Source organism: Amycolatopsis sp. WQ 127309 (assembly GCF_023023025.1).
In the GTDB taxonomy this organism is placed as follows: domain Bacteria; phylum Actinomycetota; class Actinomycetes; order Mycobacteriales; family Pseudonocardiaceae; genus Amycolatopsis.
Genome location: NZ_CP095481.1, coordinates 1,516,724 through 1,539,228 on the forward strand (window position 1 = coordinate 1,516,724; position 22,505 = coordinate 1,539,228).

20 protein-coding genes are annotated in these 22,505 nt (G+C 69.9%); 6 read left to right on the forward strand and 14 right to left on the reverse strand.

Annotated features, from left to right (window positions below; translation table 11 throughout):
* Positions 1–75 precede the first annotated feature (75 nt).
* Positions 76–645: a hypothetical protein gene (locus MUY22_RS06600; protein ID WP_247058143.1), complete on the forward strand. Its 570-nt coding sequence runs from the start codon at positions 76–78 to the stop codon at positions 643–645.
* On the opposite strand, the gene MUY22_RS06605 is transcribed toward MUY22_RS06600, so the two are convergent.
* Genes MUY22_RS06605 through MUY22_RS06640 form a run of 8 tightly spaced genes read right to left on the reverse strand, consistent with a single transcriptional unit; the run spans position 634 to position 9,611 of the window.
* A complete protein-coding gene (locus tag MUY22_RS06605; protein WP_247058145.1) occupies positions 634–1,332 on the reverse strand; it encodes a protein DA1 in 699 nt (232 codons plus the stop codon). The genes MUY22_RS06600 and MUY22_RS06605 overlap by 12 nt on opposite strands.
* 35 nt (positions 1,333–1,367) lie before the next feature.
* Positions 1,368–2,339 carry a hypothetical protein gene (locus tag MUY22_RS06610; protein ID WP_247058147.1) on the reverse strand — a complete coding sequence of 324 codons (972 nt, stop codon included), beginning with the start codon at positions 2,337–2,339 and terminating at the stop codon, positions 1,368–1,370.
* Entirely contained in the window at positions 2,336–3,310 is a 975-nt protein-coding gene (locus MUY22_RS06615; RefSeq protein WP_247058149.1) for a protein phosphatase 2C domain-containing protein, read from the reverse strand. The genes MUY22_RS06610 and MUY22_RS06615 overlap by 4 nt, the downstream gene beginning before the upstream one ends.
* Positions 3,307–4,044: a VWA domain-containing protein gene (locus tag MUY22_RS06620; RefSeq protein ID WP_247058151.1), complete on the reverse strand. Its 738-nt coding sequence runs from the start codon at positions 4,042–4,044 to the stop codon at positions 3,307–3,309. The genes MUY22_RS06615 and MUY22_RS06620 overlap by 4 nt, the downstream gene beginning before the upstream one ends.
* A gap of 20 nt (positions 4,045–4,064) precedes the next feature.
* Positions 4,065–5,798, reverse strand: coding sequence for an Hsp70 family protein (locus tag MUY22_RS06625; RefSeq protein ID WP_247058154.1), 1,734 nt, complete (start codon positions 5,796–5,798; stop codon positions 4,065–4,067).
* Positions 5,795–6,268, reverse strand: coding sequence for a hypothetical protein (locus MUY22_RS06630; protein ID WP_247058156.1), 474 nt, complete (start codon positions 6,266–6,268; stop codon positions 5,795–5,797). Before MUY22_RS06630 ends, MUY22_RS06625 begins: the two co-directional genes overlap by 4 nt.
* Complete coding sequence (locus MUY22_RS06635; RefSeq protein WP_247058158.1) at positions 6,265–6,675, reverse strand: hypothetical protein; 411 nt, start codon at positions 6,673–6,675, stop codon at positions 6,265–6,267. The genes MUY22_RS06630 and MUY22_RS06635 overlap by 4 nt, the downstream gene beginning before the upstream one ends.
* 8 nt (positions 6,676–6,683) lie before the next feature.
* On the reverse strand, positions 6,684–9,611 hold the full coding sequence (locus MUY22_RS06640; protein ID WP_371827586.1) for a zinc ribbon domain-containing protein: 2,928 nt from the start codon (positions 9,609–9,611) through the stop codon (positions 6,684–6,686).
* Between the two features lie 92 nt (positions 9,612–9,703).
* Between MUY22_RS06640 and MUY22_RS06645 the strand changes: the two genes are divergently transcribed.
* Both MUY22_RS06645 and MUY22_RS06650 read left to right on the forward strand, forming a co-directional pair.
* Complete coding sequence (locus tag MUY22_RS06645) at positions 9,704–11,062, forward strand: glycoside hydrolase family 3 N-terminal domain-containing protein (protein ID WP_247058162.1); 1,359 nt, start codon at positions 9,704–9,706, stop codon at positions 11,060–11,062.
* Positions 11,059–11,265, forward strand: a complete 207-nt coding sequence (locus MUY22_RS06650; RefSeq protein WP_247058164.1) for a hypothetical protein — start codon at positions 11,059–11,061, stop codon at positions 11,263–11,265. The genes MUY22_RS06645 and MUY22_RS06650 overlap by 4 nt, the downstream gene beginning before the upstream one ends.
* 21 nt (positions 11,266–11,286) lie before the next feature.
* Here MUY22_RS06650 and MUY22_RS06655 read toward each other — a convergent pair whose 3' ends face one another.
* The gene (locus MUY22_RS06655; protein ID WP_247058166.1) at positions 11,287–12,426 is read right to left on the reverse strand and encodes an RES domain-containing protein; all 1,140 of its coding nucleotides are present in this window, start codon (positions 12,424–12,426) and stop codon (positions 11,287–11,289) included.
* Between the two features lie 4 nt (positions 12,427–12,430).
* Positions 12,431–13,060 carry a hypothetical protein gene (locus tag MUY22_RS06660; protein WP_247058168.1) on the reverse strand — a complete coding sequence of 210 codons (630 nt, stop codon included), beginning with the start codon at positions 13,058–13,060 and terminating at the stop codon, positions 12,431–12,433.
* Between the two features lie 128 nt (positions 13,061–13,188).
* On the opposite strand from MUY22_RS06660, the gene MUY22_RS06665 reads away from it, so the two are divergent.
* Positions 13,189–17,199, forward strand: coding sequence for a CHAT domain-containing protein (locus tag MUY22_RS06665; protein WP_247058170.1), 4,011 nt, complete (start codon positions 13,189–13,191; stop codon positions 17,197–17,199).
* An 8-nt stretch (positions 17,200–17,207) separates the two neighbouring features.
* Here the strand turns inward: MUY22_RS06665 and MUY22_RS06670 are convergent, their stop codons facing one another.
* On the reverse strand, positions 17,208–18,410 hold the full coding sequence (locus MUY22_RS06670) for an amidohydrolase family protein (RefSeq protein WP_247058172.1): 1,203 nt from the start codon (positions 18,408–18,410) through the stop codon (positions 17,208–17,210).
* A gap of 10 nt (positions 18,411–18,420) precedes the next feature.
* The gene (locus MUY22_RS06675; RefSeq protein WP_247058174.1) at positions 18,421–18,921 is read right to left on the reverse strand and encodes a heme-binding protein; all 501 of its coding nucleotides are present in this window, start codon (positions 18,919–18,921) and stop codon (positions 18,421–18,423) included.
* A 175-nt stretch (positions 18,922–19,096) separates the two neighbouring features.
* Here MUY22_RS06675 and MUY22_RS06680 point away from each other — a divergent pair, with 175 nt between their 5' ends.
* Complete coding sequence (locus tag MUY22_RS06680; protein WP_247058176.1) at positions 19,097–20,197, forward strand: sensor histidine kinase; 1,101 nt, start codon at positions 19,097–19,099, stop codon at positions 20,195–20,197.
* Positions 20,194–20,817: a response regulator transcription factor gene (locus MUY22_RS06685; RefSeq protein ID WP_247058179.1), complete on the forward strand. Its 624-nt coding sequence runs from the start codon at positions 20,194–20,196 to the stop codon at positions 20,815–20,817. Before MUY22_RS06680 ends, MUY22_RS06685 begins: the two co-directional genes overlap by 4 nt.
* 4 nt (positions 20,818–20,821) lie before the next feature.
* Here MUY22_RS06685 and MUY22_RS06690 read toward each other — a convergent pair whose 3' ends face one another.
* A complete protein-coding gene (locus MUY22_RS06690; RefSeq protein WP_247058181.1) occupies positions 20,822–21,754 on the reverse strand; it encodes a hypothetical protein in 933 nt (310 codons plus the stop codon).
* Positions 21,751–22,392, reverse strand: coding sequence for a hypothetical protein (locus MUY22_RS06695; protein WP_247058183.1), 642 nt, complete (start codon positions 22,390–22,392; stop codon positions 21,751–21,753). Before MUY22_RS06695 ends, MUY22_RS06690 begins: the two co-directional genes overlap by 4 nt.
* Positions 22,393–22,505 lie beyond the last annotated feature (113 nt).

Consider the following 22,505-nt stretch of genomic DNA (forward strand, 5'->3'; position numbering starts at 1 on the left):
CCTCCGCTCCCACCGGTCTCGGTCCAGAACCACACCACGACCGGACCGGGCCTGACCCAGGGCGCGAAAGCCGCTGTGGCCGCAGGAATCTGTGCGCTGGTCATCGGCGCCGTCGTACTGGTTTCGACAACCGCGGGCAACAACTCGCCCGCCCCGGGCGGCTCCGGGGGCAGTGGCTCCTTCGCAGACGGTGAAACGCAATCACAATCGCGGATCACGGAGACGATTGCCGCGCCCACGACAGAAACCACGAGCGCGGCACCCACGGATGCGCGAAGCCTGCTGCAGCAGCAGGTCGACCAGGACCGGGCCCAGGTCGAGCAGCTCGTCGGCTCCTGGCTCCCGCAGCTTTCCGCGAAGAAGCCGGACATGGTCGCCAACGGCGTCACTTACGACTACGACGCGATCTGGGCGGACTTCGTCACCAACCGGCAACAGCACCCGCAAGCACTGCTGCTGTGGTCCGGGGACTACTCCAGCTTCAAGTACCCGGACTTCTGGATCACCGTGGAGGCCCAGTCGTTCGGCGACGGCGCCTCGGCCAACACGTGGTGCGATTCGTACGGGATCAACAAGGACGACTGCTACGCGAAACGGCTGATGCACACGGGCGGCTACACCGGCAACACCCTGCTACGCAAGTAACCGGCCCGGAAGTTCGCCGGCCCGCACCAAGGAATCGAGAACACCGCTCAACCCGAACCGGAGAATTGCGTCACGAACCAGCCGGAACCCGGCGCCGTAGACGGGATCCGGATTGATCCTCATCCGCTCCCGGATTTGCGCCGCCAGCGGCGCTTCCAGGTCACGCAGAACGCCGTAGGCCAACGCCTCGGACAGTCCTTCCGCGATTTCCGGTCGCAGGCGCCCATGCCGCCGCTGTGCCAACCAAGCGTGGCCGAACTCGTGGGCGGCGACGCCGTAGAACAACTCGACGGGAAGGCCCGCGACAATACGGATGTCGGTAACCTTCCCGGGTTCGTCTCGCCGGTAGCGGATGGTGGTGGCGCCGAGGGCGTGGCCCTGTCCGCGGCCGAACTCGAGCAATTCGTGCGGTGGCACCAGCCGGACCTTGGCGGGCTCCCGCAGCGTGAGGCCCCTGAGCGCGAGGGATTGCCGGACGCGGCCGAGCACCGGGGCGACCTGACGCTGGAGGTCGACGGCATCATGCGCGCACAGTTCACAACGGAGCACGCCACTCCCGAGGTCGCGCCAGGTCGCCGGTCTGACTCGCACACGGTGTTCGCAGAAGGCACATGTGGCACTCTCGCGGTGACCGGCGCAGCTCAGATCTCCACGCAAGGCGAGCAGCGCCGCGCCGTTGACCGGCACACCGCAGACGGTGCAGCGAACCGGCGCCTCCCGCGTCACAGTGCGGGGACCCAGCGCCCGGTCCCGGGGTCCCGGCGCCAACCCGAGGTCGTCGTCGGCGCCGGCTGTCGTCCCGAGCCGGCTGTCACCTGATCGGGCACCGAGCTCAGCCCGGTTCTGGTGGCGAAGTAGGACTCCCACTCGGCGGCTTCGGGCCGAAACCTGCCCAGGTCGGCCAACGCGGCGCCGAGCAACCGGCGTCCTTCGGCGTCCAGCACCGACCGCACACGCTGAGGGCTGCGGGACGTGCTGGCCTGCGGGCCCGGTGAGAGCGTCCGCAGGACGAACAGCCCCAGTTTGTACAGGTCCGTTGCCTGAGTGAGGACCGCTCCTTCCGGGGGCGCCCAGTCCGGCGCGTTGAGCTGCCGGACCACCGGCGCCGATCCCCGGATGCGGACCGCGTCGCAGTCGACCAGCATCACCGACGGCGTGGCGCCGGTCCTGAACAACGCGTTCTTGGCGTTGACATCGCCGAAGACGAGGCCGTTTTCGTGAAGCAGCGCCAGCGCGCCTGCCAGGTCGCGGCAGACCGCGAGCCGGTCGGTCATGTCCGGGTACGCGAGCCCGGCCCGGGACGCGACCTCGGGCCCGACGAACAGGCCCTGCACCTCCCGCGGCAGCGTGCTCACCTTCCCGCTCGGCAGGCGTCGCCGGTCGAAGTACGAGCTCGGGATCAGCGGCATCACCACACCGCAGACGACCCCCTGCTCGATGACGACCCGAGCGGGCCACGATGCGATCCCGTCGAGCCGGGCGCGCACCGGCGCGGCCAGCTTGCTGCGGGCGCGGACGATCGCACGGAGACCGTGCGGCGGCTGGTGGCCGGCGTGGTAGTGCTTGTAGACGACCTCGCCGGCGACATCCGGAAGCCGTAGCGAGGGCAGCAGGTGGACCGTCGCCTGGCCGCCCTTGCCCAGCCGCTCACCGAGCTCACCCAGCTCCGCACGGTCGATCTCGTCGTCGCTCATGGGCTGGGGACCGGCCAGAGCGCCAACGCGGTGCGGTCGTCGTCGTAAGAGCGACGGGCGAAGTCCACCTGTGCCGCGAAGTTGAGTGAAGTGGGCGCAGTGGCCCAAGCCCGCGCGAGGAAGGCCCCGACCTCTCCGCCGCCGCTTCCGAGCGCGTCACCGACGCCGTCGGTCATCAGCACCAAGGCGGTTCCAGGCCCGAAACGGACGACGACGGTCTCCGGAGCCACCGCGGGCACCACGGGAATGGCAGCGGTCGTGCTCGACGCGACTTCGCTGTCGGAGTTCTTGACGTGCTGAAGAGGGGTCCACGGGACGGCCTCACCGGGGTTGAGCAGCCAAGCCGACGTGTCACCCAGAGCCACGACGTGGGCGGTGTGCTCGCCGTTCGCGCCGGGCTCCAAGTCGATCACCGCGAACAACGCGGTGGAGGCCAGGTAGCGGCCCGCCTCGCGTGGATCGGTGCCCGGCGGATCGCCGCCGTTCCGGCGAGCGATGTCGTGGGCGGCCGATACCGTCCGGGAGACGAGTTTCCCCAGCATCATCAGCCAGTCGAGCTTCTCCGGAGTGACGGCCGAGAGCTGTTCCACCAGGTTCCGGCAGCCGTCGCGCGTGACGATCTCCGCAGCGAGGTGCGAATACTCGCCGGCGGCGACACCGTCGGCGACACAAGCGACGAGGTAACGGCCGTCCTCACTCAACATCCGGGCGTAAGCGTCCTGCCGCGCCGAGCCGTAGAAGCGGTGCGACAGCCCTCGAATGCTGGCGGCTCGCAGCTCCAGGCTCGCGCCACCGCGGTCGTCCCGCACCTGGTCCGCGTCGATGATGTAGGCGGGCACGTCCGGGAACCGGGAGTCGAGCTTCGGTTTCACGGCCACGGCGGCCCGGCCCGGGTCGCCGATCCGGACGGGTTCGACCGGATCGAACCGCGGAGCGGGCTGCGCAGCGCTTTCGTCCAGGTGGTGGGTCACAGGAAGTCCCCGTCCGCATTCGCGGCCGCGACCCCGCTCGGCAGGTCCGCGGGATCCGGGTGGATCAGGCCGGAGTCGCCGCCGGCCAGGTTGGTCCCGGAGCTGAGGACGCTCGAAATCATGATCTCGGCCATGCCGGCGATCGCCTGCGCGGCGTCGTTCCCCTCGTCCATCAGGTACATCCGGCTCTGCTTCGTCCCCGTCGCGGGGTGGATCAACCGTCGCAGGACCTGCGGATCGGCCTCCTTGACCCCGAACGGGATCACGTTCGGATACATCGCGAAGCCGACGTTGGACTGCCGGTCGTACTCGGTGAGCTCCCGGAACGCGCTTGTCCACTCGTCTTCGGTGTCGGTGGGTGCTCCATCGGTCAGGAAGAACACCGCCGGCCGGTGCACGCTGAAACCGTCGGCCTTCAACTGCGTCACGTTCGCCTCGATCTCCTTGCGCAGCAACCGGAACGCGGCCGCGTAGGACGTCGATCCCCGGCACGACAACCCCGGCAGGACGACGTCGGGGTCAAGGAGGTCGCACAGCGGCAGCCGAACCTGCGCGTCACCGGCGAAGTCGACGAGCGCGAGCCGGATCTTGTCGGTCAGGATCGGATCGGTCGCCAGCGCGTCCGAGAGCCTCGGCATGATGTCATTGGCGTTCTGGAGCTGCTCCCCGTCCATCGACCACGAAACATCGATCACGACGTAGAACGGCAGGATTTTGGCGAGTTCGTCGGGCATGGTTCCTTCTCTCGATCGGATCAGAACAGGTAGGCGTACTGGCGGAGCTTGCGTTCCAGCGCTTCACGGCACTCGTCGGAAGCCGCGCCGACCGATCGCTCGAGGTCCGAGCACAACGCTTCGAGGCGCTGCCCCTCGTCCTCGCCGACGAACGGCACCACCTTGTTCCGCGCACGCTCGAGCAGGTGGACCGTCGCGCTGTCCAGGGCGGGCGCGGGCGCGGGCGCAGTCGCGGTCGCCACAGGCGCCGGTGTCGCCGAACCGGCCGGTCCGCCACCCGACTCGATGGTCGTCCGGACCCGGGTCGCGAGGTTGATCAGCTGCGACTTGTCCTTGGTCACGCCGAACGAGACGTCGTCGCGCAACATCACCCGGCCAGTCCTGGTGTTGGTGACGGTGATGTGCAGGATGCCGTCCACGTTGTACTCGTAGCTGATGTCGAACGCGTTCTCCTGCTGGGTCAGATCCGGGTCGACGTCGATGCTCCACTCCTTGAGCACCACGTTGTCCGGATCGGAGACCTCCTTGGCCGGATCGCCTTCGATGACCCGGACCAGCACGGATCGCTGTCCCTGGACGGCCGGGATGTAGTTGTCGCTCTCCCTCGCCGGCAGCTGCCGGTTCCGCGGGATCAGCACGCTGAACTCCGGACGCTGGTTGTCGTTGTGCACGATCGTGCCCAGCGCGTGTTCGGTGGACACGAAGAAGTCCTTGTCCAGCTGGCCGAGCAGGATCGCGGACGCGATGGCTGCCCCCTCCGCCACCGCGGTCATGGGATCGCAGCCGGTGGCCGGTTCGCGGCCGACCGTTTCCGACACCAGCTTGCGCGCGGCCGGGATCTTGCTGCTGCCACCGACCATGACCAGCTGGTCGATTCCGCCCGGACCGATCTGGAGGTCGCGCAGGCACTGCAGGATGGGCTGCCGCGCCTCCTCGAGGAGTTTGCCGATCGATTTCTCGAAGAGCACCCGGTCGACCTGGACGTATTCGCCGTCCGGAAGCCGCAGGTTCGTCTCCTCCTGGGAGGACAGCAGGATCTTCGCCCGCTCGACCTCCAGCCGGAACTGCGCTTCCTGCCCCGGCGACCACGACGGCCGCCGCGGAAGCCGGTTGCGGATCGCCAGTGCGAACGCCTCGTCCAGATCGATCCCGCCCGACCGGGGAATTCCCTTTGACGCCCGTTCGATGAAGACACCTTCGATCGTCTCGAGAACGGTGACGTCAAGAGTTCCACCGCCCCAGTCGAACACCAGGATGTTCTGGTCGCGGCGGGCGTCGACGGCATAGGCCATCGCGGCCGCCGTGGGCTCGTTGACGAGCGCCTGGACGTCGATGCCGGCGAGCCCGGCACAGAGCTTCGTGCGGTAGCGGGCCAAACCGCGGCTGTTGGCCGGGATGGTCACTACCGCTCGGTCGACCTCGACCCCGGCCGAGGCGCTGCGCAGGTGACCGAAGAGCAGCGCTGCGGCCTCCTCGACTGACACCCGCGAACCGCCGATGTCGACGAACTCCTCCGTGGCGAACAGCCTCTTGACGGTTTCGAGCTTGCCTTCTTGCTGTCGCTTCGCGGCCCAGCCGAACGTCGTCCGGCGCCCGTCCTGGGACACGCCGACCACCGAGGGCATCACCTTGTCGAACCCGAGCTGCTCCCACTCCCCCGGCGGCGAGTCGATGGAGAGTACCTCGACCTCGTGGCCGTTCCACTGGGCCAGGACCGAGTTCGTCGTGCCGAAGTCGATGCCGTAGGGGTTCACGACCGCACCTCGCGCTCTCCTGCATGCCGAGCGGCGGGAAGGCGTGGCACGCGTTCGGTCTGCCCCATCACGACGGGTCGGCCGGTTGCCTCGTCGACGAAGGCGTGCCGAAGGACACGCAGCTCGTCGCCGTCACCTCCCAGGTCGTCGTAGTACCGCGAGTCGGCGGGGTCGGCCCAGCGGACCACCCCCGCCTGGCTGAGCCATTCCTCGACCACCTGCCGGAGCTGCGGAGCCTGGGCGTGCGCGGCCTCCGCGAAGACCGCGAGCTGCCTCAGGTGCGCCGTCCGCTCCTGGGCAGCCGCGACGATCTGGCGCCGCAGCCCGTCGTACGCGTCGACGGACAACGCCGACGAAGGCTCGCGGACGATGGTCGCCACCTCGATGCGTTCGATCGAGCGGCTGATCCGGTCCAGTGATCGCTCGACTTCGGACAGCCGCGCGAGAAGCGCGTCGGTGCGTCGGGTCATAACTCGTTCCCTTCAGGAGTGAGGTAGCCGTAGTCGAAGGTGGCCGTCGCCCGAATGACCGTGGTGACCAGCTCGCCGACGTCCTTGGCGAGCTCGTCGGCGAGCACCGCGCGGTCGTCGTCCGAGGTGTCCGTGCGCCTCGGGAGGCGGATCGGTGGCAGCGCGAACAGGCCGCGGGCGAGCGGGGTGAACACAGCCGGGTTGGCGGGCACCCGGTAGACGCTGACGTCGTCCTCGGCCGTGCCTGCCCGGTTCTGCACCTCGTGAAGGGCCCAGTTCAGGTCTTCGATGCCGACCGGACCGCCCGCGGCACGGCGCACACGCCGCGCGGCGCGTGCGAAGTGCCGGCGCGCGAGGTCGGGCGGGGTTCCGTAGTCGATCCCGAGCAACAGGTAGGGGTTGCGCATGACTCTCCTCAGCCGCCGAGGGCGCGTTGGGCCTTGAATTCGAGGTCACGGACTTGATCGAGGAAATCGAGGATGTCCGTCCGGGTCTCCGCGTGCTCGACGGCGCGAGACCAGGGCAGCAGCTGCGTGCGAGTCGCTCGGCAGAGCTCGACGGTCTCGGCGACCACCCCGCGGGCGGTGAACCAGGCCGTCGTCCCACGCTGGACCACGTCCAGGATGTCCACGGCCTGGTTGTACGGATCGACGATCTTCCCGATCTCGCGTACCCGCGCCTGCTGGATGTTGATGGCCACTCGCCGGGTGGCGAGTTCGACGAACGGCTCGATGCGGGATCGGTCTTCGTCGCTCAGTCCCGGGAGCAGCTCGAGCGCGGACTTGTGCATGTCGACGATCGCGTCGGAGATCTCCTTGTCGTCGAGCAGCAGGACGTAGCTGACGGTGCAGGCCGAGAGCACGCTCAGCGATACGCGGTCGTACGGGCTGAGCCCGCTCAGGCGGGTGGCGAGGGCGAACGCCGTGGACCCGGCGACGGCCGCTCCGTCGAGGTCTTCGACCATGACGGCGCGCACGTCGTCGATCAGCTGGTCGCGAGCGGGCCGCACCCAGTCCGGGCCCTGGTCCCAGTTCCGGATCGACGCGAAGAAGTCGATGACCGCGGACAGGTCGTCTTCGGCTCGTGCCCGGGCGTACCGGGCTTCCAGGCTCTTCGCGTGAGGGGACCGCGCGAGGCTCTCCGGCCGCCTGATCCACGCTTTGTCGAATCTCGACAGGACCAGGCTGATTTCCCGGAAGTCAGCCAGCGGGATGTCTTCGGCCACGATCGACCGCAACGGCTCACGCAGCACGGTCGGCAGCTCACGACCGGCTTCTTCACCCTCCCAGACACGCTCGCCCTCGCCCCGCCAGATCGCCAGTGCCCGCACCGCCGCCGCCGTCCGCATCGCAGCCGTCGGCGCCTCGCGGACCAACCGGGCGAGGTGCCGCGCGGCGAGTTCGGTGTCCAGGTGGGGGGCGACCACGCCGATGTTGGCCAGCAACGCCGGCGAATGTTCGCCTTCGAGCGCGCTCTCCAGCTCCCGGACCGCTCCCGCGTGGTCGCCCAGGTTGTGCAGGGCGCAGGCGAGCAGGTTCTGGGCCTCGTCGCGGACGGACTCGTCGACGGCGACGCGAAGACATTCCCGTGCGGCGTCCGCTCCGGCCTGCCACTGGGCGAGGAACAGGTGCTCCCTCGCGGCGTACAGCGAAACCCACTCGAAGAACCTCGGGTGGCGTGCCGCCAGCCCGGGAACGGCCCGCAGGCGGTCGGCGCCGTAGGTCCGGACGAGGTAGCTCCACACCGACACGTCCGCCACGATCGGTTCCGGAAGTCCGGCCGGAGCTTCGGCGGACTCCTCGAGCAAGCCGACCAGGTGTTCCGCGACCGAGCGGTACTCCGCGAGGACGTCGCCGATCGTGACGTCCTGCGGTCGGCTGCGCTCGAATGCCTCGACCGCGGCGAAGTGCTTGCCCAGCCGGGTTTCACGCCGTTCTGCGGGGACCTCGCCGGTGCGAGCAAAAGCACGCCGGTCCAGTTCGTCCTGGTGCCCCAGTGTTTCCAGTTCGGTTTCCGTCAACTTCTCCGGCTGCGTGCGTCCGACGAGGTAGGTGAGCTCGTCAACCGGCCTTTGTGCGCTTCGCACAGCTTCGGCGTCGACCGCGCCGCGCTCGATGATGTCGTCGAGAACGGTCATCGACGCGACCGTGATCTCCGGTGCTCCGACAACCGCGAGCGAGCCACCGTGGGCCGCAGCCAATCTTCCGGCGGGCCCCAGCAGGCCGGCCGTCTCCTCGTCGGGTCGCCCGTCGAGCATCGCGAAAACGGTGCCGGGCAAACCGTGTCTCTGCGCGCGGAGCCACTCGTCGGCCATGACGTCGCCGTGAGCGGCCTTCCGGATCCCCAGTTTCCTTTCCAGCGCGGCGGCGAGCGGTTCGTCCGCGGAGAAGGCGACCAGGCACCCGGCGAGCCGCTGGGCCGCACCCGGCACACCCACGATTCCGTCCGCGCAGGCGGACAGAACGGCGACAACCCTCCGGTAGCGGCCGGCAGGCAGTCTCGCCGCGGCATCGACGAGGGCCTCGAACCGAGACCTCCTGGCCGCGTGCACAACACTCAGCCAGGTCGCCTCGGGCTCGCCGAGACCGATCTCGCCGAGCAGATCCGGGCGGTCGAGGCGGAGCAGGTCGAGCGCGTGCAACCTCGTCGCGCCGAGATCCGCCGCGTAAGCGGAACGGACGTGAGCCGGCAGAGCCGCAGGTGACCACGCCACGCCGGGTGGGGCAGTGGGCCGAGCTGCCCACCAGAGCAGAGCTGCCGCCGGACCGCGCAGCCCGCGCAGGTCCACCTCGCTGTTGAGCGGGACCTCCGCGGCCGAAAGCTCGTCGAGGGCGACGACGTCGAATTCGCCGTTCCCCTTGAGCAGTCTTGCGCCCCCGCCTGCGAAACCCACGCACAGCGCGAACTTCGCCCGGACGAGCCGGCGCCCGTGCTTATGGAACCTGCCGAGGACAGCCGGCCGGTCCACGGCGACGCCGAGCGGCATGGGCGCACCGCACTCCGCGCAAGCTGCTTGCCCTCTGGTCGCGTCGGTCCCGCACGCCAGGCACATCGCCTCCCCGCCGACGGCCACGGCGACCCGCTGCGGCCCGAGCTCACCACGGCGCTCGAGCAGTTCCAGCAGCACGTCGCCACGCGCCCCCGCTGCCGGCCGGGTCTCCTCCCTCGGGGCTGCGGCGACAGACACGGTTCGCCCCAGAGGCTGCCCGCAGGCGGCGCAGAAACGATCACTCGCAGGCCCGCGCGTTCCGCATCCCGGACAGCCGGAATCGGCCGGTGCCGGGGCCTCGACCGGCGGCCTCGAATTGAGAACAGGCACCTCGACTCCATTCAGAAAGGACACAAAATCCGGCGACGCGGATTTCCGTGGCCGGGACGCCAGCGATGTCGGTCTGCTTGCTTTCCGCGTTACGACACTGGAGAGAGCGACAGGCAATGCGTTACCGGCTCGTTGTCATCATCATGATCTCCAGCGGTCCGGCCTGCTCCCACTCTAAACAAGACGGTCAGGATCTGGACAGAAAGTGGACAGGGCGGCTCGGTCGCGGTTCCAGAAAATCTTGTAACGTTTCGCAACCGGGAATCGAACGTGGACACGAACATTCTTTCCGGTTCCACTCGCCCACCGGGCACCGAGGCGGAGGCATGGTGAAGACTCCCGGGTATCGCACTCGGACTTGCGCGCTCCTGCTGGCTTTCTCCGGCGGCGCCGTCGCCTGCCTGATGGGAGCCGGATCGCCGACGCAGCCGGTGGAATCCGCCACCGCCGGTGCGCTCGCGGTGCCGAGCCGGCCGTCCGGCGACTGCGCCGATCTCCTCTCGGGCCTGACCACACGGGAGCGAGTCGCCCAGCTGATCATGGCCGGGGCGGACCCGGGACAGGAGCGGGCGACCGCCGGTCTCGTCCGGGATGAGCACGTCGGAGCGATCTTCATCGGGGGCACTTCGACGAGGCTGCTGACCGGAGGCCGCCTCGCCGCGATCAGCGCGATGGCCGGGATCCCGCTGCTGACCGCCGTGGACGAGGAAGGCGGCCGGGTCCAGCGGATCGACGACCTCGACGGCGCGACACCGAGCGCGCGCACCCTGGCCGCCACCGGCAGCCCGGAGCATGCCCGCGCACTCGGCTACAGCCGAGGCCGTCAGCTCCTGGATCGCGGGGTGACCATGGACCTCGCCCCTGTCGCCGACGTCAGCGACGCGCCCGCGAAGAGCGTGATCGGTGACCGCTCGTTCAGCGTTGATCCGGCTGTCGTGACCCGCTACGCCGGTGCGTTCGCCGACGGGCTGCGCGCGGCCGGCGTCACCCCCGTGCTCAAGCACTTTCCAGGACACGGCAACGCATCCGGCGACTCACACCGTCTGCTTCCGCGCACACCGCCCCTAACCGTACTGGAAAGCCGCGACCTGAAGCCCTACGAGATGCTCCTGCCGGCCGGCGCACCGGTCGTGATGATGGGGCACCTCGACGTCCCCGGCCTGACCGGCGGACTGCCGGCGTCGCTCAGCGCGGCGGCGTACGAGTTGCTTCGTGGCAAATACCGGTTCGACGGAGTCGCCATGACCGACGACCTCGGCGCGATGCGGGCGATAACCGACCGGTTCGGTCTGGCCGAGGCCGCGACCCGCGCACTCGTCGCGGGCGCGGACCTCGTTCTCTGGTCGTCGCCCGAGCCCGTTTCACCGGTGCTCGACCGGCTGGAGCACGCCGTCGCCGCCGGCGAACTGCCCCAGAGCCGGTTGGGCGAAGCCCTCAGCCGGGTGGTCCACCTCAAGACCGGATGCACACCATGACCGAATCGACGGCGAACGGCTTGCCCGAAGAGCAACGATGTGTTCTGGTGCTCATGGCGCGCTACGACGACCACGTCATCGCACGCCGCCTGGGAATCAGCGTCACCACCGTCCGGCGGCGCATCAAAGCGGTCTACGCGTTGCTGGGCGTGGACAACCGGTTCGCCGCCGGGGTCGCGGTCGCCAAGCGAGGCTGGCTTTGAACCTCACGCCGGGCTCGCCCGTCAGGCTGTCTTCTCGTCCTCGTCGTCATCCTCGTCCAGCCACGGCATCCGCTCGATCAGCCGGTCCACGAGGCACTTCACTTCCGCCTCCCCGAACCCGTGCGGAAGGTGCAGAGCTTGCCGCTGAGCCAGGTGCGCCAGTGCGTGGGGCAGATTCCGGTCGGTGAGCTGCCGACGGGCGCCCACGAGCACCGGAACGACCTCGGCGCCCGCGGCCGTCGCTTCCTCGATCTCCCGCCGGACCCAGTCCTGGGGATCATCGAGCGCGCGGCCACTCGCTCCCCGGTGGTCTTCCCAGCCGAGGCCGAACAGCACGAGGAGCGCACGGCACGTGCGCACCTTGTCGATCAACTCACCCGGGAAGACCTGCCCGGGCGGGATCGACCGGTGGTCCCGGAAGACCTTCTGGTCTCCCCAGCGGAGCGCGAGCTGGTTGTGCAACAGAAACGCCGCTTCGCCGCACTCGCCTTTGCGGTAGTTGATGAAGACCTTGACGCGGGACCGTCTCGGTGAGTCCGTCTGCACACCGTGAGCACCGAGCACGGCGCCGAGCCAGGCCGCCCGCTCCACCCCGCCGAGTTCGCCGGACTGCCAGTCCACGACCTCGACCGGAGGGTCGTCCCGTTCGAAGAGCACCATCGTCTCCGCCGGCAGGTCCACGGTGGACTGCCAGACGATCCCGTCGGCCCAGGGCGCCTGCTCTCGCAGCCACCGGGCCCACTCCCGGGTCGGACCGTACTGCGTTTCGGTCAACAGCCAGCGGTCCTGCCCGATCGCGGCCAGGTCTTCGCCGGAAACCAGGCGAACGAGTGACAGGTCCCGTGTGACCCGCAGTGCCGACAGCCGCTTCCGCTCGACCGCCCGCCGCAGGAGGAACCGTCGACCGTCGGAGTCGAAGACCAGGTCCGGCAGGAAACGCTCCAGCACCGCGGTCCGGTCGGCGGGCGAGACGTACATCTGACCACGTTCCGCTGGTGCCACGGCGTCGAACCGGCCGCCCCCGAAGACCGACCGCACCGGCGGGTCGGCCGCCACGGCCTCGGTGTGATTCGAGTGGACGCGCCAGAGCACCGTCCCGGCGGCGAGGCGGTGACGTGCGGGCTCTCGGGGAAGCGCGGCCGGCGGCCGGCGCGACGGCACGGGATCACCCGTCCACTGCGGCGGTCGCGGCCGCGACGAGGCCGGGTTCGACGACGTTGTCGGACAGCAACGTGACGGGTACCGCGTCGAGCCAGATGTTCCCGCTGACCCACCAGTCCGCGACCGCCCACGGATCGTCATCCGCGCCGAGCACGCGGTTGACCTCGAGGACCACGGAACGGGGCCGGAGATCGGCGTCGAACTGGAAGTCCGGCACGGACACCGAACCGTCGGGCCGTGGCAGCCGGATCAGGTCGCGGACGTCCGGATCGGCTCCCCGGCGACGGAGTTCGGTGGCCGTCGTCACCTGCTGGATGCCGAGGATTCGCTCACGCGGGTCGTCCGCGGCCGGCAGCCCCAGGGCGAGGCGAACCAGGAATAGCGCCACTACGGGAGCTTGACGCACCTCCGCGTACCGCGTCTCGTTCAACGCTTCGTAGATCGGTTCACCGGGCTCGTACCAGGGCATCACCAGCGTCGCGATGTCGGAGGCCAGCTGATCGCGGTTCTCCTCGACGCTCGTCGCGAACGCACCCAGCAATGAGCGCAGCTTCGTCGCGTCCGCAGCACCCATCCGCGCCAGGACGTGCTCGAGCTGCCTCGTGATCTCGATGATCCCGTTGTGGTACGCCAATTCCGTCCTCCTCGAGTCCTGTGTCTACGCCGGCGCTCTCGAGTGCGCCAGGATCGAGGGGTGACAACTTGTTGCCACCCCTAACGACTCATCCGGCGCGTAGTGTCGGACGAGGAGCGGAGGTACGCGTGGCCGACGATGAAGACGAGGATTTCTTCGGTCGCGAACCGGATCCCGCCGACCTCCGGCGGCTGCTGGCCTCGCTCGATCCGGGCGACGAGACCGGGCTGCACGTCAGGCTTCTGCTCGCCCGCCTGCTTCCGGAGGACGAGTTCGACGAAGCCATCAGACACGGCGAAGTGGCGATGGCCGGGGCCCGCGACGATCCCGCGCTGCGCTTCGAGCTCCACACCGAACTCCCGTTCCGGTACGAGGAGCGCTGGGAGGCGAACGGTGATCCCGCCGATCTCACCCGGGCGATCGATCACCTCAGCGAGATCGCGCCGTTCCTCGAATGGGCACCCCTGCTCACCATGCTCGGCCGGCTGCTGCTCACGCGCAACGAGGACGAACGGTCCCAGGGCGACGTCGAGGCGGCGGTCAAGTGGCTGCGAATCGCCCGGGCCAAGCCCGGCGCCGATCACGCGACGCAGGCATTCCTCGGCATCGGGCTGGAGCTGCACGACGAGGGCGAACGGGAAGCGTTGCCCCTGCTGCGAGACGTGCTCCAGAGCGAGGAGCTCGCTGAGCCGTTGCTCGACCTCGTGACCCACCGCCTCTCGCGCCTGCATTTCAATCAGCACGTCACGAGCCCCGCGAGCCTGGCCAAGCTCTCGCAGCTGGACACCGCCATCGCGCACGCACGCAGTGGTGATCTGGACGCCTCGGACCAGGCCTTCGATCTCGCTCACATGCTCAGCCTGCGCTTCGCGATATCCGCGGACGACCAGGACCGCCGAGATGCGATCGGCACCCTGGAACGCGTACTGGCCAACGGGCCGCCCGAATCCGGGGCGGAGCTGTGCGCCGAAGAACTGAGCGAGCTCTACGTGACGTTCTGCCGGGACGGCGAACCGCAAGAAATGGCCACGGCGATCGGCAAGCTCGAAGCGCTGAAGGACCGGATGCGGGACGAAAGCCTGCTTGTGCGGCTCGCCTTGGCGGAGGCCTACAGCCTGCGCCGCTCCCGGCCGCAGAACGACGTCGGACGGCTGATCGAACTGCTGGACGAGCTGCCGATCACCGAGCAGTTCGTCCAGTCGTGGCGAGCGCTCGCCCGCGCGGAGCTGGCACTTGACGGGCCGTGCGCCGACGACGAGACGGCCCGGGTGGCGGAGCGGATGTGGGCGGCCGCGCGGGCGGACGTGGCGGACCACAAGACGTTGCTGACCCTGCTCGTGGCAGGCGCCCACGTCCTCGCTCGACGCCACGGGCTGCGCGCCTTCGGCTGGTCGCCGCTGGGCGCGATGGCTGACTTCGACGCAGTCACCGGCACCCGCGAACTGGCTCTCCTGCGCGGCTGGCATGAAGCACTGCCCGCCGGAACGGCGGGCCGCGAGGAACTCCGGACGTCGGTCGTGTTGTTCCGGTCGCACCTGCGCGGCGAGGTTCCGGGCCCGGACGCGACCGAAGAACTGGAAGAACAGCAAGTGATCATCGAGGAGTTGTCCGGGGCTGCCGCCCGCTTGCGATCGGACGATCCGCTGCGGTTGCCTCTGCGCCTTCAACTAGCACTGCAGCGCATGAACCGTACGGCCGTGCTGGGTGATCCTCCCGGGCTCGAGAAGGTCCTGAGAAGCTTGGAAAAGCTGCTGACCGATTGTCCCGCCGGTCATCCGCTGAACCCGCTCACCAAGATCCTTCTCGGGACAGCGCTGCTCCACCGGCACAACCAGTTCGAGCAGCCGGTCGACCTCCACGGAGTCCGGGAGCTGCTGCTGACCGCCGACCCGGGAAACCAGCTCGACGAACCGATCTGGGCGCTGGCGCGCTTCGCGCTCGCTCGCACCGAAGTCCTGCTCGGCGCCGAGAACCGCGACCACGACATGGTCAACAGCGGCGTCCTCCGGCACCAGGAGATGCTCGATCGGCTCCCGCTCGGCGACAGTGTCCGCCACGACGCCGTCTGCGGCCTCGCGTGGAGCCTGCTCATGCGCTACCTGACGGTCGGGGACACGGCGGACCTTCGTGCGGCCGCCGAGCACCTGCGGGACGTGGGCGGCAGGCCACGGTCCGCGAACGCCCTGTACGAGCTCCACGACCTCGAGAAGCTGGAAACGATGATCGGTCTCCTCGGCGGCACCGGCCCCGTGCGGCACGATGAGATCGACCTCGGCAAGCTGTTGTCGGACGACTTTGCTGCCGCCGCCGACGCCGCCGCCTCGCTGATCAAGCTTCGCGAGTTCACCGTGGGTTTCGGTCCCTACCCGGCCGCCTTCGGCGTGTTCTTGGACCTCCTCGAGAACACCAGAACGGGGAACCAGCCAGGTATCCTCGACGCGGCGCAGAAGCTCAGGGCCGTGGCAGGCGAGGATGCCGTCGAATGGCAGACCGGCGTCGTCATGACCACGATGGCGAGCCTGGCGTGCCTGACGGTCTACCGGGTGAGCGGTGATCCGGCCGCACTCGATGACGCGATCGGCCTGGTGGAGAAGAGCCTCGCTGACGGGCTGCTCGATCTTCCGGTCGCACTCGGCAGGATCGAGCCCCTGATCGAGGCGTGGTGGCTCCGGGGCACCGAGGCCGATCTCGAGGCCGCTGTCACCACCGGTTGCCTGGTCCTCCGGAGGTACGCGCGGCAGATCCTGATCCAGCGCGACCTCGCGGAGTGCGCCTCGCTCGCCGCGTCGGCGGCCGCGACAGCGGTCGGCTGGGCCCGGCGCTGCCTCGAGCGGGACAGGCCACAACCCGCGTTCGCGATGCTCGAGATCGGCCGCACTCTGCGCCTGCACGCCGCCACGAACCTGCCCGCGGTCCTGCGTGAACGCGTCACGCCCGCGGTCACGCGGGCCGTTCCGGCGAACGCCCTCACCGGCGCCGAGATGTCGGCGATCGCCGGAGGCCGAGTCGCCATCCCCGACGACCTGCGCCGGCGAGCCCTTGATTCGATCGCCCCGGAGGACGTCGGCCAGTGGCCACCTCAGCCGGTCGCCGGTGAGGTGGCAGGTGTACTGCGAGAACTGGGACTCGACTTCCTCGTCTACCTGGTGCCGGGTGGGAACAACACCGCCGGGCACGCCGTCCACCTTTCGCGTACCGGCGAGCTGGGGCGCCTCGAACTACCGGACCTCGGGCCGCCGGAACAAGCCCCGACGGACATCAACGCCTCCTGTGAGTGGGCATGGCGAACGACCATGGGCCGGCTGAGCGAGCACCTTTGCGATGCGCGCCGCATCGCGCTCATCCCGTGCGGAAGCCTCGACCGCATTCCCTGGCACGCGGCCCGCGAGCCCGGCGGAGGGCAGTTCCTCCCCGAGCGGCTCCAAGTGACCTACGCGGCGTCCGCCCACCAGCTCGGCGAAGTGGCTCGCCGTCCGGTGCTCCCGGCCGAGGCCGGTATGACTTTCGTGGCGGACGGGGACGACGCCGGAATCGGCGGACAGGAGGCGCGCTACCTCGCGGCTCTCCACCCGCAGGGCCGGTTCTTCGGCCACAGCTCCTGGCCCGGGGCGGTTGCCGTTTCCCGTGAGGTCCTGATCGACGTGCTGCTGGGCGATCGTCGTCCGGCGGTACTCCACCTGGCCAGCCACGCGGTGGCGGAGCCCGACCCGGTCAACGCCCGCATCGGCACCGGCGAGGCGGCGATGTCGGTCCTGGAACTGCTCAACCCGGCTGTCCCGCGCTCCGAACGGACACCGGGCGGGCTGGTGGTGACCGCGGCTTGCGAGACCGATCTCGGCGGTGACTCCGACGAGGGGCTTTCCATTGCCACCGCATTGCTCGCCACCGGCGCGTCGTCGGTGATCGGTACAAAATGGCGGGTCTCGACCCACCAGACGGCTGTGCTGATGTGCTACTTCCACCACGAGCTGCAGCTCGGCCGCAGTCCGTCGGAGGCGCTGCTCGCAATGCAGCTCTGGGCCATCGATCCCCACCGGCCTCCGCTCGCGGGGCTGCCCACCGAACTCACCGTGACCGCCACCTCAGCGGCGCTGTCCGATCCCCGGTACTGGGCCGCGTTCACCCATCACGGCCGCTGATCCTTCGATCATCGTTTGAGCACGGCGAGACCGTCCGCCACCAAGACGCCGTTGTGGAGGACTGTTCGGTCCTTGCCTCGGTCCATCACCGCGCTTGTCGGGGTCTCTCCGTCCACCAGGACCAAGTCTGCGCGGTCGCCCACTACCAGGCCTGGGCGGTCGTCGAGACCCGTCAAGCGGGGGACGTCGTGGCTCAGGATTGATGCTCCGCCCATCGTCGCCACCGCCAGAGCCAGCTCGATGTGCGAGTCGCGGCGGAAGCCTCGGGTGAAGGCCAGCTGCCAGGTTCGGTCCAGTAGGTCGCAGTTGCCGTAGGGGCTCCAGTAATCCCGCTGGCCGTCCTCGCCCAAGCCGATGCGGACGCCTGAGGCGACCAGGTCCAGCAGGGGTAGCTGGCCCGAGGCAGAAGGGGCGACTGTGGTCATCGCTATGTCGAGTGAAGCGAAGTCGTCGATCACCCTGCGGCTTACCGACTCCGAGATCGAGCCCAGGTCGTACGCGTGGGACATCGTCACCCTGCCCCGCATGTCCAGCGCCCGGACGCGCTCGATCACCAGGTCCGTCGAGAACAGGCCCAGGTGGCCCGGCTCGTGCAGGTGGATGTCGATCTCGGCTTGGTGCTTCTCGGCCAGGGCGAAGACCGCGTCCAGGTGTCCTTTCGGGTCGCGGTCCAGCGTGCACGGGTCGATGCCGCCGATGACCGTTGCGCCGGAGCGCATTGCCGCGTCCAGGAGGTCCAGCGTGCCCGGCTCGCGGAGGATGCCTGCCTGGGCGAATGCCATTACCTGGACCTCGGCCTGGTCCGCGTACATCTCGCGGGCGGCCAGGACCGCGTCCAGCTTCTCCAGGCGGCAGTCGACGTCCACCTGGGCGTAGCTGCGGACTCGGGTCGTACCCAACCCGATCATCCGCTCCAGGGTTCCGGCCACTCGCTCCGGTAGCGGGACCTCCGCTGTCCGCCAGTTCTCACGGTCGTTCGTCATCATCGCGACCACTCCCGGGCCGCCCGTGTGGGGGCGGAACGGGAGGCCGATGCGCGTCGAATCCAGGTGGACGTGGACGTCGCTGAACGACGGGAACAGCAGGCGGCCTCGGCCCTCGAGCGAAGGAGACGCCGAAGGAGCGTGGGGGCGGATTGCCGTGATCCGGTCGCCGTCCAGTTCGACGTCGCTGCGCTCGCCGCCCCAGGGGCGGACGTCACTGATCAACACCGGAGACACGTTACTTGCCCAGCGCGTCCACGCCGGCCTGGGCGAACGTCTCGTCCTGGGCACCCGACGGCGCTCCCGCGACGCCGACCGCGGCGATCGGGGTGGCGCCCGCGGTCACCGGGACCGCGCCGGCCAGGAACAGGGTGCCTTCGATGTCCTTCAACGTCGGGGTCTGCTGCAGGCGGCCCACCAGCTCGGACGTCTTCGCGTTCCACGAGACCGCCGTGAACGCCTTCTGCTGCGCCGAGCTGTAGGACTGCGGGCCCGCGCCGTCGCCGCGCAGGGTCAGGACCGTGTTGCCGTCGCGGTCCACCACCGCCACCGACACGTGCTGGCCGGCCTTGGTCGCGGCGTTCAGTGCGGCCTGGGCGGCCTTCTGCGCGGAAGCGATCGTCAAGTGTGACGTCTGGACGAGGCCGGTGGCCGGAGCCGCGGTGGCCGACACCGCGCCGACCGTCGTGACGGCGAGTGCGGCGACAGCGGCGGCGATGCGGGTGCGGGTCGAGATCATGGTGCGCTCCTCGGGATCGTGGGGTTCGATGACTCCAGCTTCAGCCCGCCATGACCTCGACGCGGTCGACGCGTCGGCGACGTTTCCCGCGTCGACCGGCCGACGTCCGGGTCAGCCGATCGGCTGATGCGCGGGCACCGGGCCCGGTTGACGCTGAGAGCGGAGGGGAGCGAACATGACGACAGCCGACTCCGACGCGCGGTGGCTCGCCGCGGTCATGCACTCGGCGTTCTTGCTGCTGGTGCTCGCCTCCGCGGTCCGGTTCCTGACGCGCCACGACGGCACCCCGCTGGCGCCCTGGGTGATCGCGCTGACCGCGGCCCTCGTCCTCGCGTACGGCGTCGGGCTGCTGAAGCCCGGCCTCGTCTGGCTGATCGTCGTCCTGGTGTTCTGGGTGGTGCTGGTGGTGCTCGCGCCCAGCTTCGCGTGGTCGGCGATCCCGCTGTTCGTCACGGGCCTGCGCACGCTGCCGACCGGCCCGGCCGTCGCCCTGGTCGCCGTGGTCACGGCGCTCGTGGTCGTCTCGCAGAACCGGCTGGCCGACGGCTTCGACCCGAACCTCACCATCGTGCCGATCGCCATCGCCCTGGTCACGACCGCGGTGATCACCTTCATGCGGCGGCAAACCGAGCGGCTGCGCGAGTCCGAACGAAACACCGGGGTGCTGGCCGAGCGGCACCGGGTGTCCCGCGAGATCCACGACGCCCTCGCGCAGGGGCTGTCCAGCCAGGCGATGCTGCTGCAGGCCGCCGACCAGGCCTGGGCCCGGCCCGAGCTGGCGCGCGAGCACCTGCGTTCCGCGCTGCGCGTCGGCGCCGGCAACCTGTCGGAAGCGCGCCGGCTCGTGCAGGACCTCGCGCCCGCCGACCTCGCCGACGCCACGCTCGAAGACGCGCTCCACGCCGTCGCCGATCGGCAGACGAGGGCCGGGCTGCCCGCCGAGGTCCGCGTCGACGGCGCCGAGCGGCCGCTGCCCGAGCGCGTCCAGTCCGCTTTGGTCCGCATCGCCCAGGGCGCGCTGGCCAACGCGCTCGAGCACGCGCGAGCCGGCCGCGCCGTCGTCACGCTCACCTACCTCGACGACCAGGTCGTGCTCGACGTCGCCGACGACGGACGGGGTTTTGCTGCCCGAGAAACAGAACCCGGCGAACGCGGCCACGGCCTGCCGGCCATGCGAGCCCGGGCTCAGCAACTCGGTGGCCGGCTGACCGTCGAATCAGCCCCCGGCCAGGGCACCGTCATCTCGGCTGCGATCCCGTTGGAGACTGCCCCATGAGTATTCGCGTGCTGGTGTGCGACGACCACGCCGTCGTGCGGGCCGGGCTGCGCGCCCTGCTGTCGGGCGCGGACGGCATCGAGGTCGTCGCGGAGACGGCGAGCGGGGAGGAAGCCGTCGCGACCGCGGCCACCGTGCGCCCGGACGTCGTCCTGATGGATCTGCAGCTGGGCGCCGGCATCGACGGGATCGAGGCGACGCGGCGGATCCTCGCCGATCCCGGCGCGCCCCGGATCCTGGTCCTGACCACGTATGACACCGACGCGGACATCACCCGCGCCATCGCCGCGGGCGCCACCGGGTACCTGCTGAAAGCCGGGTCCGCCAACGAGCTGTACGCGGCGATCGAGGCGGCCGCGGCCGGGCGCACCGCGGTGTCCCCGCCGGTCGCCGACCGGATGATGGCGCAGCTGCGCACGCCGCGGCCGTCGCTCACCGATCGCGAGCGGGACATCCTCCGTCAGCTCGCGCAGGGGCTGGGCAACCGCGAGATCGCCCGCGCGCTGTTCATCAGCGAGGCCACGGTCAAGACCCACCTGAGCCGGATCTACGGCAAGCTCGCCGTCGACACCCGGGCCGGCGCCGTCGCGGTGGCGAAGGAACAACGACTTCTGGACTGACCGCTCACGGCTCGTCGTCCCACCTCGCGCCGTACGCGAGCCCCGGAGTCAGCCCCCGGAACCGCAGGTGGACCTCCCCCGCCGAGTCGACCGGGTGACGGCGGCCGCTGTACGCCGGGTCTGAGGCGTCTCGCTGGAATGCGCCCTCCAAGGTGCGGACCTCGCGCGGGTGCTCCAGTCCGAAGCGGACGCGCAGGTCGAACGAGTCGCACAGGTGCCGGGGCACGCACACCATGTACGGCCTCAGCGCCGCCGCCGACGGCAGGCGGAACAGGGCCGCGACTTCCCACGACTCGCCCCGGGCCAGCGGGCGGGGCAGTTCCAGGCCGTAGCCCCAGCGGTCGCTCGCCTCCATCCCGCGGTCCACCAGCGTGCCGCCGTACAACACCGTCACCGTCAGGTCCTGACGGCCGGCGGGCAACGACACCGCCAGGTCCAGCGAACGCAAGCCGTCCTGGTCGGCGACGATCCGGCGTTGCTCCAGGATCTCCGGCTGCGGCTGGTCGAGGACCATCGCCACCGTCAGCGACGTCGAGTGCCAGCGGTCGGCCGGGGACGCGGCCGGCGCGGCCGAAGCTCCGGTGGCCAGCTCGGCCAGCAGCTCGATGGCCTCGTCCACGCGACGGCGGACCGTCCGCGGGTCGCGGTCGACGCGCATCGCCGCCCACTTCACCCGGTCCTGGTACAGCGGCTGGCGGGCCTCCGCGCAGATCGCGAAGGCCGCCAACGCCGCCAGCCGCAGGTCCTCCGGCAGGTGTTCGGCCAGTTCGGACAGGCGGCCGGCCACCTTCTGGCGGACCGTCGCCAGGCCGTCCTCTTCGGTCACTTCGCAGGCCGACCGCAGCACCGGGCCCACCCGCTCCTCGAGCCTGCCCAGCAAGCCGCGTCCCTTGCGCAGGGTTTTCAGCTCCTGGACCAGTTCTGCGCGCCCTCTCACAGCCGGTCTCCTTCAGTGCGTTTCCATGACGTCTCCTTTCTGGACAGGATGCGATCGGCCGGTGGACGGGAAGTGGACAGAACGTGCATCACCGAGGCGATCAACGCCGTGCCCACGCGGACGCCGTCGCGGCCGAAGTACGTGCGGAACTCCCCGATCCGGCCGAGCGCGTCCTCGTCCGCGTCGCCGACGCCGAACGCCACCACCCGGGGCCGGCGCGCCCACGCCGGATCGGTCAGCGAAGCGAACGCCGCCGGCCAGGTCACCGGGTCCGTCGGCTGGCCGTCGGACAGGAAGAACACCACCGGGCGGTGCACCTGCAGCCGGTGCTTCTCCAGCCCGCCGACGTCCCCGTCGATGGCCTCGCGCAGGAACGTGAACGCCGGTCCGAAGTTGGTGCCGGCCCCCGCCCGCGGCGCGGGCAGCTCGGCGAGGTCGTCCATCGGGAGCAGCGGCTGCACCACGTGCGGGGTCTCCCCGAACCCGATCACGCTGCAGAGGATCCGGCCGGTGACCGACGCGTCGGCGTCCACCGCGCCGCGGAACTCCCGCAGCCCGGTGTTCAGCTCGTCGAGGTGATCCGCCATCGAAAGCGACACATCGCAAGCGACGTAGCACGGCAACACGTCGGACCCCATACCGGTTTCTCCCTCACGCCCCTGGTTCACCGGCGCAGCCTGGCAAGGCCGTGTGTATCGAACGTGCAGGAAATGCGGATTTTCGAAACCCTTTCGGCCGATTGCGCGATGTC